A 14189-nucleotide genomic window follows, 5' to 3' on the forward strand; every position below is an offset into this window, starting at 1 on the left:
GCCGGGTTGCCCTTGATCTGGATCGACTTGTCCTGAATCCCCGTCATGAACGCCAGTTGCTTGTTCTTCGCCTGCATCGTGGCGAAGCCATAGGCGGCGTCTTTAAAGGCAATGGCGAAGGCCGGCGCAGGGTGGACACCCGAGCGGCTGGTGATGCGCTGGTCTTTGACGATGAAGTGACGGGCAACCTTGCCGTCGAGAGTCTGCAACTGGAACGCCAGGTCTTTGTCACCCAACTGCTGCTGGAACGCAGGGTTGGTGCGGCTGGCTTTGCCCATCATCAGGCCCAGTACCCAGAGGAGAAGACGAAATTTCATGCACACGGCCTCGGTGTAATTATTGAGTGGCCGCAGCAGTGTAACGAATTGCCGAAAGAACGCCACCGATCTCGCGCTTTAGCCGGAGATCGGTTGGCGTTTACCGCTTATAGCAACAACTTGCTTATACGTTAGGGCACGGTACCGGCGCCCAGTCGGCCAGGTTCGGATCGCGGCAAGTGCCTTCGATCTGTGCTTTACCGGCGCTGGCGACCTTCTTGCTTTCATCTTGCTTGGTCTGGGCAGTCTGGAAGGTTCTTTCGGTGGCGACCGCTTCTTTCGGCACCACAGGCAGCGGCGGACGCTTGGTCACGACTTTGCTGGTCAACTTACCTTTCTTGGCCGGTACAACCGCCGGAGTGGCATCCGCTGTCGCCACGGTGACCACGTCGTTGCGCTGCACGCCTACCTGTTGCAGGTCTTTCTCGTAAGCCTGGGTGTAGTTGTTCAGGTCTTCGCTGGCCTTGCCGTTGACCGCGACGATCAGGTCATTGGATTCCTTCAGGCCGGAAACGATTTCCGCCAGGCGCTTGCGGCCTTCGGTGTCGTTGACGGTCTTGGCCTTACGGTCGGCCACCAGCTTGGTGAACGCGCTCTGGTAGCACTGCTGGGAGGCCTTGGCGTAGGCGGTGCTGCGGTCGATGTCGGAGGTGCTTTTATTGACGTCGGCTGCGTAGGAGCCAATACGCTGGTTGTCATCGGCGATCTGCTTCTGACGCTCGGTGTAGTAACCCGCCGCGCCGCCAGCCAGGGCGCCGCCCGCGGCACCGATTGCAGCGTTACGGCCGCGCTTCTCGGAGTCGCCGGTCAGGGCGCCGAGCAATGCACCGCCGGCAGCGCCGATGGCCGCGCCGGTGACGACCGACTTGGTCATGTCCGAATCGGTCGCGCGCAGGTGCTGCACCGGCTCGTAGCAGTTCGGGTAATACTCGACCTTGGTGCTCGACGCGACTTTGGACGTCGGCGACGTGGCGCAACCAGTCAACACGGTGCTGAAACCGGCTGCGATCAGCAGCAAGTGACGCTTGGAAACCGCCTTACGGGAAAAAAGCATAGGTGTGTTCTCTTTTAAGTTTGACTTGCCCAGCACGGCCCACCGCCGCCTGAGTCCCTTCCAAGCTCGCTCTATAGCCAGCGATCAAGACCGCTGACCACTGGCTGCGAGCAATTCCTTCAAGATCGTTGCCGGGTCGGCCCGCTGTTGCTTTCGGTAGTTGCCGACATGGCGAACGAACAGTGTCGCGCGCGTCACCAGGCTTTTGCCGAGCACTGGCTTGCGATCCAACTCTTCCTTGATCCGTTGAAACTGCGCCTGGATCACCGCATCGGTGTAACGCGTGCCGGTGGCCAGGTTGTCGATATAGATCGCCACTGCGCCGTCGAGGGCGCTGCGCCCGTTGGCAATGGCTGCGGCAAACAGCTGCGCGCTGGCCTCGTCCTTGGCGTCCACGGCCTGCTGGCGGCTCTTCTGCAGATTGGTCAGGCGGATGTTGTAGTTATTGATGGTCTCGGCCACCAACGCCGCCGACTGAATCAGGTTGCCCGCCGCTTCTTCGCGTTGCTGGGCGATCAGCGAGACGTTGCGCTTGAGCTCTTCGTTGACCAGCCCCAGCTCGGCTTGCAGGCGTGGGTCGACGCTGGCGGCGATGATGCTGTCCAGGCGCTTGGTCGGGTCCTGGGCGTCATCGATGGCATCGGTCAGCGAGGCCAGGCGGCCTTCTTTCTGCCACTGCGCGAACAGCTCCTTGTAGCGCGAACGCGGTGCCGACAGCGCGCCGATCGCCACGCGAAAACCGGTGGTCTCGTTGCTTTGCTCGGTGCCGTCGGCGGCGAACAACGGGTACTCGCGGCGCATGCCGGTGAACAGCGTGCCTTCGCCCTCCAGGTAATTGCCGCCCTTGACCACAAAGCCGCCATAGGCGCCCTGGCGACGCCCGGCGTGTACCAGCTGGAAGGATTCCTGAACCATTTCCGCCGCGTTGCCGATCACATCGAACAGGCCGATCGGGTTGGGTAATTTGGTGCCGATGGGCAGCAGCCGCGCGGCCTGGCCGGTGCCGCCGGCGACTTGGTTGAACACCGCCCAATCGGCTAGCGGGCCGTCGCTTTCGCTGCCCTCAATGCGCCGCGGGAACAGGCGCCCTTCCAAGTCCTGGCGGCTCACGGCCTGGGCCCCGCGTGCGGCGAACTCCCATTCCACTTCGGTGGGCAGGCGCACAAAACCCAGGCCGCCGTCGTCCGCCGAAGCGCCACGCCCGCTCACCGGCAGCAACTCGCGGTGGTATTTCATCAGCCAGGCGCTGTACACCGCCGAGAAGCGTTCGGCTTCAAAGCGCGACAGCTTGACCTTGGGCAAACGCCCGGCCATGCCGCTGGGCGCATCGCACGCGGGCGCCGGTTCGCCACTGGCCAGCGATTGCGCCTGGGACATCACCAGAGCGTATTGGCGCGCGGTCACTTCGTACTTGCCGATGAAGTAGAGCATCGGCTTGAGCGGGGTCTTGGCGTCGGTCTTCGGCATCAAGGGCGTGATGACGTTGTTCCAGTCTTTCGGCAGGTCCTTGAGGCTGAACTGGCCGTTGATAAAGTCGCGGCGATAGCCGGAAATGAACGACTGCTGATAGCCCGCCTCGCCTTCGGCAAAGGGGTAGCCGAGGCTGATCTCGCGGTCGTCCAACGTGCCTTGGGCCAGCACATAGACGTAACGGAACACCATGTTGCCTTCGCACGGCAGCGGCAGGCTGACGTCGTCCGGCAACGGCTTGGGGTTGTCGAGCTTATCGCTTGCCTCATCGGCCCACGCCAGCGAGGCGAGGCTCAGCGCCAAGGCGGCGCCCAGTAACTTATACATCTCGGATTCCTTCAGAAGCCTGGATACGCGCCACGCGCCAACCGCCACACGCTGCCGCCACGGCGCTGACGCCGAGCACAGCCACCAGGGCCAGGCCGTAATGACGCGCCAGCAGGTGGCTGGCGTGTTCGCCCGGCACCTGCACGAATAATTGATTCAAGCCCGCCTCGGCCAGGCCATACAGACCCGCACTGAACACGGCGGCCAAGCCGGCGCTGTAGAGCGCCTGCAGCACCACAAACAGCAACAGCGCGGCGGTGGAAAAGCCCAACAGACGCAACACCGACAACTCCCTGCGCTTGCGCGCCACGGCGGCCAGCGCCCCGGCGAAGATCGCCGCGAACGCCCCCGCCAAGGCCAACCCGGCGATGATCCAGAACACGATCGACAGGTTGCGGCTCAACGACTGCACCTGGGCGATGCTCAATGCCTGGGTCGCCACCAACAGATTCTGCCCGGCGAAAAACACCCGCAGCGGCTCCACATCGGTGAGGTTGCGCGCATACAGGCGAAACGCCGGATACACCCGCTGCTCGCCCGCGCCGACCGCGTCGCCGTCCCAGCCCAGCGCTGGCACGGCACGGCCGTCGCGGTAGTCTTCCACCGCTTCCAGCAGGCTCAATTCAGCAAACAGGCCGTCGCGGGCGAAGGCTTCCAGCGGCAGTACCGCGAGTACCTGCAAACGTGTGCGCCGGGTTTCGACGCGCCCCGCGACCTGGCGCGCAAAGCCGGTCTCCAGCCAATCCCCGGGCCGCGCCGCGAGCTTCTCGGCGGCGGTGTGGCTCAGCACGATCTGCGCCAGGCCCTGGGGCATCGGCAAACCGTCGAGCAGTGGATCGCCCGGCGCAGTCGGCAGCATTTCCAGGGTCAATGTGCCCACCTGCGCGGTCGCCGCGATCTGCCGCGTGCGCGGGATGGCGAACGCCACGTCGCCGCGCTGGCCCAACTGCTCGACAAAGGCGCGGTTGAATCGACCACCGCCCAACGGAATAATTTCACGGGTGGCCGGGTCGTTCTCCAGGCGTTCGGTCAGACTGCTGACCAGCCCGAACTTCAGGCCGAACAACACCAGCAACGGCGCGACGACGGCGACCAGCGCCAGCACCGCGCAGGCCGACAGCCACGCATCGTTGCGGTAATCCTGCCAAGCCAGGGAAGCCACCAGACCGAGGCGCATCAGCACACCTCCCCGAGGGTGGCGGTGATGCCGCCATCAGTGTCGCGACGGCAAGCGATACGGCGCACCTGCAAGCCGCTGGCGCGAGCCAGGGGTTCGTCATGGGTGGCGATCACGCAAGCGGCGCGGTGTTCGCGAGCGCGGGCCAACAGCGCCTGCATCACCCGTTCGGCGTTAAGCGGGTCGAGGGACGCGGTCGGCTCATCGGCCAAGACCAATTTCGGCGCATGGGCCAGGGCGCGGGCGCAGCTCACGCGCTGGCGTTGGCCGACCGACAGCGCCGCCGGTTTCTTGGCCAGTTGATCGCTGATTTCCAATTGCTCGGCCAGGCGCGCCACGCTGCCATCGTCCTTCAACCCCAGCAGTTGCCGGGATAAGGCGATATTGCTGCGCACATCGAGAAAGCCCAGCAAGCCGCCGGTTTGCAGGACATAACCGAGGTGCCGGCTGCGCAGCTCGGCCAGGGCGGTCTGCCGATCGGCGCGCCACAACCCGCCGATATCGGTCTGATTGAATTCGAAGCGGTCCACCTGATCCGGCGCGAGCACCAGGGCCAGCAGGTCGAGCAAGGTGCTTTTGCCGCACCCGCTCGGCCCGACAATCGCCACTTGCTCCCCCGCGCGCAGGTGCAACGCCGGAATCACCAGGCTATAGCGCTGGGCACCGACGCCCCGGCTCTTGTGTACCGCGTTCAGGTTCAGCATTACGGCAGCGTCGACAAAGGGACGCGGTACAACGCATCGCCCGGCTCGGCAGCGCCGAAACGGACCCAGTTGGCCAGGTCATTGTGGAAGGTTTCATAGAGGCGGATCTTCGAATCCAGCTCGTCGATAAAGTCTTCCTGCTCGGCCACGCTCAACGACAGCCATAGATCCTGGGTCATGTTCAGCGACTTGCTGCGGTACGGCAGGCCTTCCAGGTATTCGCCGAGGATGCCGCCATCGGCCAGGTTGCCACCCTTGCGCAGGGCCTGCGGGTCGCGGCTCATATAGGCCGAGGCGCTGGCGATTTCCTGGAAGAAGTCTTTGGGCGAGGTCTGGGTTTTGCGGGCGGCGTCGACGATCAGTTTCAGCGACTGCTGCAGGTCGTTGAGCTGCAATTTGGTCAACATCACGCACACCTGGAACGCCGGCAGCGCCGGGTTGGTCAGGTCGCGGTCGGCGGTCCAGGCGCTGACCAGTTGCGGCGCCTGGCTCGCGGCTTTGCGCCCGAGGAAGTCCATGTGCATGGCGTAGCCGATGGCGGCGGATTTATCCGCCAGGCTCGGCGCGGCGCTCAGCAAGGGCAGCGGCTGTGGCGTGTCATTGCGTACCTGATGCACCAGGTTGGCGAACACCGTGCCGATCTCATCGACGCGCTCGCCCAGCTTGCGTACATCGCCACCCGGCACCTTCGTATACAGGTCGCCGATCTGCGGGTTGGCGTCGGCGGTGAGGATGCGGTACTGGCTTTCGGCGCCGGCGTGGGTTTTCTTGCCGGCGTCGGTGCGCAGGTGCAGGGCGTAGATCTTGATCTGCTTGCCCAGCGCCGCCTGGCGCACTTCGGCTTCGTTCATCTGGGTGGCGGCAAACGGGTCGTTCTTGCGCAGCGCGCCAGCGTCGGTGACGAGCAAGATGATACGACCGCCGTAGCCGGACCAGTCCATGCCTTCGACAGCCTGCATCACTCCGGCAAACGCGTCCTCGTTGAAGGAGTGACTGGACACGGTCGACGCCTTGACCCCGCGCGCCAGGTCGAGGAAGCGCTGCGGGTCGCGGCCCTGGTCGAGGGTGATCAGGGTCTTGGCCACGTATTCCAGGCCCGGGGTTTTCTTGATGCTGTTGCGAAAACCCACCAGGCCGAAGCTGACGCTGTCCAACTCGCCGCGTTCGGCGATGCGGGTTTGCAACTCGTGGACCACATCACGGATCTGGTCGATATACGGCTGCATCGACACGGTGGTGTCGACCACCAGCACTACCGCCGTGCGGAAGGCATCGGCATTGGCGTTGATCAGCGCGGTCGCGGGCTTGGCGACCGCGCTGCTGCCAGGATCGATGGACGCGACGTTGAGCAACTGCACCGGCTGGCCGTTGTCGTCGAAGCTCTCTTTGGAATCGAAGATCGGCAGCAGGTAGAACTGGTTCTGCGGCACCGCGCTGGCGGTCGGCTCCAGGGCCAGCACCTGGCCGTTGTCGTCGCGGTTGTTCTGCGCCTTGGCCAGCACGCCTTTGGCAGCGGCGGGGTCGGCCAGCAGCTTTTCCACTTCGCCGGATTGGCGCAGGAACATCACCGGTGCCCGGCCGGAGCGTTCGGTGAACTTGAGCACCAGGCTTTGCTTCCAGTCGCTGACCTGGGCGGCCGGCAACCAACCGTCGCTGCGCCCATCGGTGGCGGCGCCGACGCGTAGCCATGGGCTGCCGTCGACGTCCTTGCGCTGATACACATAGAGCACGGAAAACGCCGGCAGGGCTTTGCCTGGCGCGCTGCCGGCAGCGCTGGCGAGTTTCGCGCCGGGTTTGCTGAGCACGCGCTGGAACAGGGTTTTCTTGCCCGCCATCAGCAAGGGCCGTTGACCGCCGTCCACTTCGGCGACCGCCACCGGTGGCGTCACTGATGGTGTCACCTTGGGCACTGTCGCAGCCGGTGGCTTGGCAGGCTGATCACTGCCGCTCAACCACCAGTAACCCGCGCCACCTATGGCCAAGGCAACCGCCACCGCCACGGCGGCCAACGCCAACACCGGCCCACGGCGCTGCTCGGACACCGTGTGCCGTGGGGTTGGCGGCACCACCGGCTGGCGCGCCGGTTGCGGCTTGTCGGTCGGGATCTCGATGGATTGCGGAGTGATGCCGGCCAGATCGAAACTCAGCGGAATCGGCAACGGCCGCACCTGCGTGGCGTCCGGCGACTCGGTCGGCAGTTGATCCAGCGCCAGCAGCAACGCCGCCGCATCCGGGAAGCGCTCATTCGGGTCCTTGGCCAACAGTTTGCGCAGCACGTCCTGATAACGCCCGTGATGCAGCGGCAGTTCCGGCAGCGGCTCAGTCAGGTGGGCCAAGGCCGTGGAGAGCGCGTCGGTGCCGTTATAAGGCAGCTTGCCGACGAGGATTTCATAGAGCACCACGCCCAGCGCATACAGGTCTGCGCGGCCATCGATTTCCTGGCCACGCGCCTGTTCCGGGCTCATGTAGCTCGGCGTGCCCACGGCGAAACCGGCCTGGGTGAACTGGGTGCGATCGTCCAGGGATTTGGCGATGCCGAAGTCCGACAGCACGGCGGTGCCGTCGGCGCGGAACAGAATGTTCGCCGGCTTGACGTCGCGGTGGACCAACCCCTGCGCATGGGCATAACCCAGCGCCGAAGCGATCTGGCGGATCAGCGTGAGGCCCTGCTCGGGAGTGAGGCCGGCGGCGATGCGCTCCTTGAGCGTGCCGTTGGGCAGGTACTCCATGGCCATGTAATACAGCTCGCCGACATTGCCGATGTCATGGATGGTCACCGTGTGCGGGTGCGACAGCCGCGCCAGGGTCTTGCCTTCGCGCAGGAAGCGCTCGCAGAAACTCGGGTCCGCCGCCAGCGCCGCCGCCATCACCTTGAGCGCGACCTTGCGCTCCAGCGAGCGCTGGGTCGCCAGGTACACGCTGGCCATGGCGCCTTCGCCGATCTCGCCTTCGATGTCGTAGCCCGGGATCACGATGTTCATGCCGATACCTTCACGACGATGGCGGTGATGTTGTCCGGTGCGCCGCGGTTCAGCCCGAGGTGGACCAGGCTGCGCACGATTTCATCCGGGGCGTCATGGCTGAGCACCTCGCGGATCTCGTGGTCCTCGACGGTCTTGTTCAGGCCATCGCTGCACAGCAGGTAACTGTCGCCGGGGGCGATCAGCAGGTCGACCACCGCCAGTTCCAGTTGGGCTTCCACACCGATGGCGCGGGTGACGATGTTGGCGCGCGGATGCACGCGGGCATCGGCCTCGCTGAGCAGGCCGCTGTCTTGCAGGTCTTGCACGTAGCTGTGGTCGCGCGAAATGCCGTCGAGCACGCCGTCGCGCAGGCGATACAGGCGACTGTCGCCGGCCCACAGGCACACGCCGCGCAAGCCGCGTGCGGCGAACACCACCACGGTGCTGCCCATCATGGTCACGCCACGGTTGGCGGTTTCTTCACGCACGGCCGCGTTGATGCGGATCAGGTCGTTGCGCAAGGCCGCCGAGTATTCCTCGAGGGAACGTCCCAGCGGCACACTGCGCAGGCTGTCGACGATCAGGCTGCTGACGTAATCCCCCGCGGCGTGCCCGCCCATGCCGTCGGCCACCACCCACAGGCGATTCTCGGGCAGGTCCAGGCACGCGTCTTCATTGACCTGGCGAACCATGCCCACATGGCTTTTGCTCGCGGATTTGTACGTCGACCCCATCTACATCACACCTTCTTGTCCGAGCAAAAACTGCGCAAAATCGCTGGTGGCGGGCAGGCCCTGACACCGCAATAAACCAGGGGAAATCGTCTGCGAACCACGCCCCCACCACAGGCTGGCGCCTTCGCAGGCCTGTTCGGCGAGTGCGGTCATGCGCGCATGGGGTTCCGTGGCGGCTACCCGCTGCAGCCCGGCGAAACGGCTGTCCATCGCGCGCGGTTCCGTCGCCGGCAAGCCCAGGCAGTCGAGGCCGGCGTTGAAATTTTCGAAGGTGGCACCGGCATCCAGGGTGCCGAGCAACAGCTCTTCGGCCTCTTCAAACCAGCGGTCCGGGCCGCCCACCAGGGACGCCGGATTGGTGTCGTGATCGAGCAACGCGACCACGGCCAGCGGAAAATACCGCCCGACCCGGTCGATGCTCGGCATCACCACGCCCGCCGCCGCGTTCGGCCCGCACACGCCGGGCGCCAGCACAAAGCGCCACAGCGGGCTGACCAGATACACGTTGAGCCAACCGGCGCCGAGGCTGTGTTGACTGGCGAGCAGGCCCGCCGCCAGCCAGCTGTCCCACGGGCCGATAAAGCTCTGCGGCAAGGCGCGACTGACAAAATCGCCGCGACTGGCCAACTTGCCGTAGAAGCCCAACGTCGTCATAACCGCTCCGGCAGGCTGAAGCCACTGAGCACGCGGCTCTTGAACGGGTTGAAGGCGCTGTTGGCACGCAATTCGTAGGCGATGCTCGCACCGTCGACCCGCAGGCGCAGGCTGAAGCGGTCCGGCGCATTGCCGGGCGTGAGGTCCGATTGTTCCAGCAGGCGGAACCAGGCCCACGGGCCGTCCAGGGTCACGCCGGAACGACCGCTGGCCGACGGCGGCATGATCGAAATACGCACCACGCCAATGCTGCCGGGGTTCGGCCATTGCATCGCCACCGGGCGGCTCGGGCCGTGGTCGTAGCTCAATTGCTGGCCGTCGAGGTCGAGCAGGAACTGGGTGATGCTGGCGTCCATCGCCACCGGCTTGAGCTCGAAACGCACGATCGGCTGAGTACCGCCTGAGCGAAAGAACGCATCGCGGATCGTCGCCGCGCGCTGGAAGGTTTGCAGCACACCCGGCGCAATCCCGAGTTTCTGCGCCGCGCCCGGCTGCCAGCGCCAGGTCTGTGCGGAGGTATCGACGTAGGGCTGCAGATATTTGCGAAAGTAGTTATCCATCACCCCGCCCACGCCGAAGAACTGGCCGAAATCATCCAGAGTGGCGTCACGCGCGCTGCCCGGCGACATCGGATAACGCCCGGCCAGGGACTGGCGATACACGTTCACCACTTCGCTGACCCAGGCCGCGTTCAGCTGGTTGCGCACCCCGCCCATCATGCTGTTGGTGGTCGAGTTGACCACCGACTTGACCATGCCCTGCACCAGCGGCGGCTGGCGCTGGGCGTTCAGGCTGACCCGCGTGGCCGCCGCTGCCGCCTGGTTCTTGGCCTCACCGAGCAAGGCATCGCCGCTGGCGCCGACCATGGCGCTGACTTGCACGTACAGCGCGTTCATATCCGCCAGCAGGCCGTCGATGGCCGCCGGCTCGCCTTCGTTCTTGCTGACGATGCTGTTGAGCTCGGCGAAGTGCGCGGTCACCGGGTCGTCCGCAGCAGCCGGCGCATCCGCGTTCGGTTGCGCCTGGCCGAGCAGGTTGCCCAGGCGTTCCTTGAGCTTGTCCACGCCGCCTTCGACCGGCACGCCCTTGGCCGCCAACTGGCGTTCCTCTGCCTGCAAGTCGGTTTCCCTGGCCACCGCCACCAGCAGTTTTTTCAGCGGCGAGGTCGGCCCGGAAATCACCCGCAACACGTCCGCCGCCTGGGCCACGCTGGTGATCGGCACAAAGTCGATGTCGGCGAGCAACGCATCCCACTGGCGCTGGTAGTCCTGGAAGTACAGGCGGCGCACGTCGGCGGCCAGGCTGACCACGTTCTGCTGGTCGGCCTGCTCATGGCCGAGCACCCATTGCTCTTCGGCCAGGGTGCCGGTCTGGTTCAGGCTGCTCAGCAGGAACGCCTGGCGATAGCCCTTGGCGGTGAAGAAACCACTCAGCGGCTCACCCAACGGCTTGCCGCTTTTGCGGCTGAACACCAATGCGGCGTCGCGGCCGGCGGCTTCGTTGAGGCGGAAGTCTGGAATGCCGTCGGGCAGTTTCTGGCGTTTGACCCGGTCATACACGCGCTGGGCCACCGGCAGTTGTTGCAACTGCCGACGCAGGTCGTCGATCAAGCGCGCATCGAGGCGTGCGCTCGGCGGGTGACGTTCGAACAACGCCTGCAAGTGTTCGGCCAGCGCCTGGCGCTGATCGGTGGGTAGGTCGCGTGGCAGGTTGCGGTCCCAGTCGAGGGCGATCCAGGCCTTGATGAAGTCCGCGTCGTAATGCTCGGTGTCGGCGAGCATCAGGTAAGCCTTGAGGCCTTCGTAGAGGAAGTCGGAGTTACCGCCGCCGTGCAGTTGCTCCTCGATGCGCGTCACCAGGCGCGGCGCGAAGACGGCGATCAACAGCTTGCGATAGACGCTGGCGGATTCGGCTTCGAGCATATCGCCCTGATACAGGCCCAGGCCCTCGGACCAACTTGGCGAATCCCCGGCGAGGTGTTTCACCGCGTTGAGCAACGGCAACACGGCGAGCACTTCGCGCTGTGCCGGGCTGAGGTTCTGTACGGCCTGGCCCAGGGGCGCGACCTTCTGGTCGACCTGGGCGATATACGCCTGGTTGGCGCGATAACTGACCCACCACAGGCTGCTGACCACGATCACCAGCGCCACGGTGGCCGCGAGCACGCCGCGTGCGATCCATTTGCGCCGCCGCTCGACCTGCGGGTTGACGCCCACCAGCCCGCGCTCGGCAAAGGCGACCGCGCTGAACAGTTTCTCGATGAAGTAACTGCGCCCGCTGCCGCTCTGGCGTGCCAAGTGCTGGCGGTCCAGGTTCATGCTCTGGGCCATGGTGCCGATCAAGCGATCGATCGGGCTGCCTTCCTGGGTGCCGCTGGTGAAATACACGCCGCGCAGCAAGACGCGCTCTTCAAAGGCGTTGGGTTTGAACACGCCTTCGAGGAAGCTTTGCAGGCAATCTTTCAATGCGCCGAACTGCTGCGGGAAGCCGTAGATCAGGTCGCGCCGCGCCGGGTCGCGTTCCTGTTGCAGGCGTTCGACCAGGCGTTCGTTGAGGCGCTGTTCGAGGCCGGCGAATTCGCTTTGCAGGTGCGCCAGGGGGCTGTCGCTGTGCTTGCCGTCGTCCAGGGCAAAGGTCATGCCCCACACCTGGGCGCGTTCTTCCTTGCTCAGGTTGTCGAAGAACTCCATGAAACCCGGCACCAGGTCGAGCTTGGTCAGCATCAGGTAGATCGGGAAACGCACGCCCAGCTGGGTGTACAGCTCCTGGATACGCAGGCGAATCGCCGCCGCGTGGGCAGCGCGTTCGGCTTCGCTGCCCAGCAGCAGGTCCGACAGGCTGATGGCGATAAAGGCGCCATCGATCGGGCGGCGCGAGCGCTGCTTTTTCAACAGGTCGAGGAAGCCCAGCCAGGCGGCTTTGTCCACCGGGGAGTTGCTGTCCTGGGTGGTGTAGCGGCCGGCGGTATCGAGCAATACGGCCTGGTCGGTAAACCACCAGTCGCAGTTGCGCGTGCCGCCGACGCCGCGCACCGCCCCGGCGCCCAATTGGGCCGCCAGCGGGAAATGCAGCCCGGAATTGACCAGCGCGGTGGTCTTGCCCGAACCCGGCGGGCCGATGATCACGTACCACGGCAGCTCGTAGAGGTTGCGCCGCTCATCCCCGCCGAGCTTGGCTTTTTTCAGCAGGGCCAGGGCTTCGTCCATGCGCTGGCGCAGGCTGGTGAGTTCTTCGGCGGTGGCGACGCTGTTGGGGTCGGCCGGGGTTTGCGCGGCCAGGCTGCGCATCACTTCGGCGGCCTGGCGACGGGCCTGGAGGATGCGGAACACACGGTAGGCGAGCCAGGCCGCAAACAGCAGGACGATCAGCGCCCAGCGCCGCCCTTCGGGCACCAGCACGTCGAGCAGGGGCCCGACAAACCAGATGATCAGGCTCAGGGCGATCAGGCCCAGCAACGGGATCACCCAGCGAATCATGAAACTGAAAAACGCCTTCACTCGACGCCCTCCGCGAGTACGGTGATTTCAACCCGACGATTGCGGGCACGGCCTTCGGCGGTGGCGTTGGTCGCCACCGGCTCGGTGTCGCTTCTGCCCTCGGCACTGAAGCGATCGCCCTGGCCGGTCTTGGCCGCGAGGATCTCCAGCACCGACTTGGCCCGCGCTTCGGACAAGGCCCAGTTGGACGGGAAGCGCAGCGTGGCAATCGGGCGGTTGTCGCTGTGCCCGGTGACGCGCACCTGGCCCTTGACCTTGCGGATCGCGTCGGCGATGCGCAGCATCAGCGGCTGGTAGTCGTCGACGATGCTGGAGCTGGCCGACGCAAAGAGCTCATCACCACGGATCGTCACGACGGAACGGTCGACCTTGTCTTCCACCGCGACGCGACCGGCCTTGATGTCTTCCACCAGAAAACCGGCCAGGCGCGGGCGCTCGATCACTTTCGGCTGCGCCATCGGGCGGTCGATGGCCTGCACCGGGATCTCGCCCAGGGCATGGATATTCTTGAACACCGGCTCGGCGTCCGCGGCCAGCTTCAGGCGCAGGCCGAACAGCAACGCCAGCAGCAGCGCCAGGCCGATGGCCACGGCGATCCACGGCGGCATGAACTGCGCCAGGCGATCGCGCGCCACGGTGACGCCGCGCCAGTGCGGCGACAGCTCGCGTTCGTGGTCGCCCCGGGCGCTGCGAATCGCCGCGGCGGTACGTTCACGCAGGGCTTCCAACTGGCTGCGACCATCGTTCATCACGCGGTAGCGGCCTTCGAAACCCAGGCACATGCACAGGTACAACAGTTCCAGCAGGTACAAGCGCTCGCGCGGGCTTTGCAGGCAATGGTCGAGTAGCTGGAAGACCTTTTCGCCGCCCCAGGCTTCGTTGTGAACGGTGATCAGCAGGCTCTGCTTGCCCCAATCGCTGGTGCTGCCCCACGGTGTGCTCAACACTGCCTCATCCAGTGCGGTACACAGGGCGTAACGCGCCAGCAGCACTTCGTTGCGCGCCACGCCAGCAGCTTCGGCGCGCTCTTCGAACTGGCGCAGATAGGCCAGCAACTGCGCACGCAAACTGGCCGGCGCCGGGTGGGCGATGGTGTTGCGCAGGCGTGTCAGCAAGGCCAGCAGCGGGCCGGCGGCGCTTTCCAGCGGGTTCAGGCCGTGGCTTTTGCCGGTCAGGATCGGCGCGGCCGGCATCGACAGCGGCGCCGGTTCGGCACGCGCGGGTTCGGGCGCACGGCCACCCGGGCGCGGCATGAACTGGGTGCGGTCATCATCATTGGGGTGCATCGCGGA

Annotated in this window: 10 protein-coding genes; all 10 read right to left on the minus strand. The window is 65.5% G+C overall.

Going from position 1 to position 14189, the window contains the following annotated elements:
* A partial coding sequence (locus NR164_RS05425) for a helicase (RefSeq protein ID WP_256822415.1) occupies positions 1–317 on the minus strand: 317 nt, incomplete at its 3' end.
* Between the two features lie 124 nt (positions 318–441).
* Positions 442–1371 carry a type VI secretion system-associated lipoprotein TagQ gene (tagQ, locus tag NR164_RS05430; protein WP_256822416.1) on the minus strand — a complete coding sequence of 310 codons (930 nt, stop codon included), beginning with the start codon at positions 1369–1371 and terminating at the stop codon, positions 442–444.
* 84 nt (positions 1372–1455) lie between these two features.
* On the minus strand, positions 1456–3168 hold the full coding sequence (locus tag NR164_RS05435) for an SUMF1/EgtB/PvdO family nonheme iron enzyme (protein ID WP_017849966.1): 1713 nt from the start codon (positions 3166–3168) through the stop codon (positions 1456–1458).
* A complete protein-coding gene (locus NR164_RS05440) occupies positions 3161–4345 on the minus strand; it encodes an ABC transporter permease (RefSeq protein WP_256822418.1) in 1185 nt (394 codons plus the stop codon). Before NR164_RS05440 ends, NR164_RS05435 begins: the two co-directional genes overlap by 8 nt.
* Entirely contained in the window at positions 4345–5049 is a 705-nt protein-coding gene (locus NR164_RS05445; protein ID WP_256822419.1) for an ABC transporter ATP-binding protein, read from the minus strand. The genes NR164_RS05440 and NR164_RS05445 overlap by 1 nt, the downstream gene beginning before the upstream one ends.
* On the minus strand, positions 5049–8030 hold the full coding sequence (locus NR164_RS05450) for a serine/threonine-protein kinase (protein ID WP_256822420.1): 2982 nt from the start codon (positions 8028–8030) through the stop codon (positions 5049–5051). Before NR164_RS05450 ends, NR164_RS05445 begins: the two co-directional genes overlap by 1 nt.
* Positions 8027–8746 (minus strand): PP2C family serine/threonine-protein phosphatase, encoded by a 720-nt coding sequence (locus NR164_RS05455; RefSeq protein WP_046381636.1) that lies wholly within the window; start codon positions 8744–8746, stop codon positions 8027–8029. Before NR164_RS05455 ends, NR164_RS05450 begins: the two co-directional genes overlap by 4 nt.
* Positions 8747–9400 carry a type VI secretion system-associated protein TagF gene (gene tagF / locus NR164_RS05460; RefSeq protein ID WP_256822421.1) on the minus strand — a complete coding sequence of 218 codons (654 nt, stop codon included), beginning with the start codon at positions 9398–9400 and terminating at the stop codon, positions 8747–8749.
* A complete protein-coding gene (tssM, locus tag NR164_RS05465) occupies positions 9397–12897 on the minus strand; it encodes a type VI secretion system membrane subunit TssM (protein ID WP_256822422.1) in 3501 nt (1166 codons plus the stop codon). The genes tagF and tssM overlap by 4 nt, the downstream gene beginning before the upstream one ends.
* Positions 12894–14183 carry a DotU family type VI secretion system protein gene (locus tag NR164_RS05470; protein WP_256822423.1) on the minus strand — a complete coding sequence of 430 codons (1290 nt, stop codon included), beginning with the start codon at positions 14181–14183 and terminating at the stop codon, positions 12894–12896. The genes tssM and NR164_RS05470 overlap by 4 nt, the downstream gene beginning before the upstream one ends.
* Positions 14184–14189 lie beyond the last annotated feature (6 nt).

Source organism: Pseudomonas sp. Pse79, assembly GCF_024519615.1.
Taxonomy (GTDB): domain Bacteria; phylum Pseudomonadota; class Gammaproteobacteria; order Pseudomonadales; family Pseudomonadaceae; genus Aquipseudomonas; species Aquipseudomonas veronii.

Bases quoted from the DNA above. Each gene is read 5' to 3' on its own strand.
- tagQ (WP_256822416.1), bottom strand. From the start codon at position 1,371: ATGCTTTTTTCCCGTAAGGCGGTTTCCAAGCGTCACTTGCTGCTGATC.
- NR164_RS05435 (WP_017849966.1), bottom strand. From the start codon at position 3,168: ATGTATAAGTTACTGGGCGCCGCCTTGGCGCTGAGCCTCGCCTCGCTG.
- NR164_RS05440 (WP_256822418.1), bottom strand. From the start codon at position 4,345: ATGCGCCTCGGTCTGGTGGCTTCCCTGGCTTGGCAGGATTACCGCAAC.
- NR164_RS05445 (WP_256822419.1), bottom strand. From the start codon at position 5,049: ATGCTGAACCTGAACGCGGTACACAAGAGCCGGGGCGTCGGTGCCCAG.
- NR164_RS05450 (WP_256822420.1), bottom strand. From the start codon at position 8,030: ATGAACATCGTGATCCCGGGCTACGACATCGAAGGCGAGATCGGCGAA.
- NR164_RS05455 (WP_046381636.1), bottom strand. From the start codon at position 8,746: ATGGGGTCGACGTACAAATCCGCGAGCAAAAGCCATGTGGGCATGGTT.
- tagF (WP_256822421.1), bottom strand. From the start codon at position 9,400: ATGACGACGTTGGGCTTCTACGGCAAGTTGGCCAGTCGCGGCGATTTT.
- NR164_RS05470 (WP_256822423.1), bottom strand. From the start codon at position 14,183: ATGCACCCCAATGATGATGACCGCACCCAGTTCATGCCGCGCCCGGGT.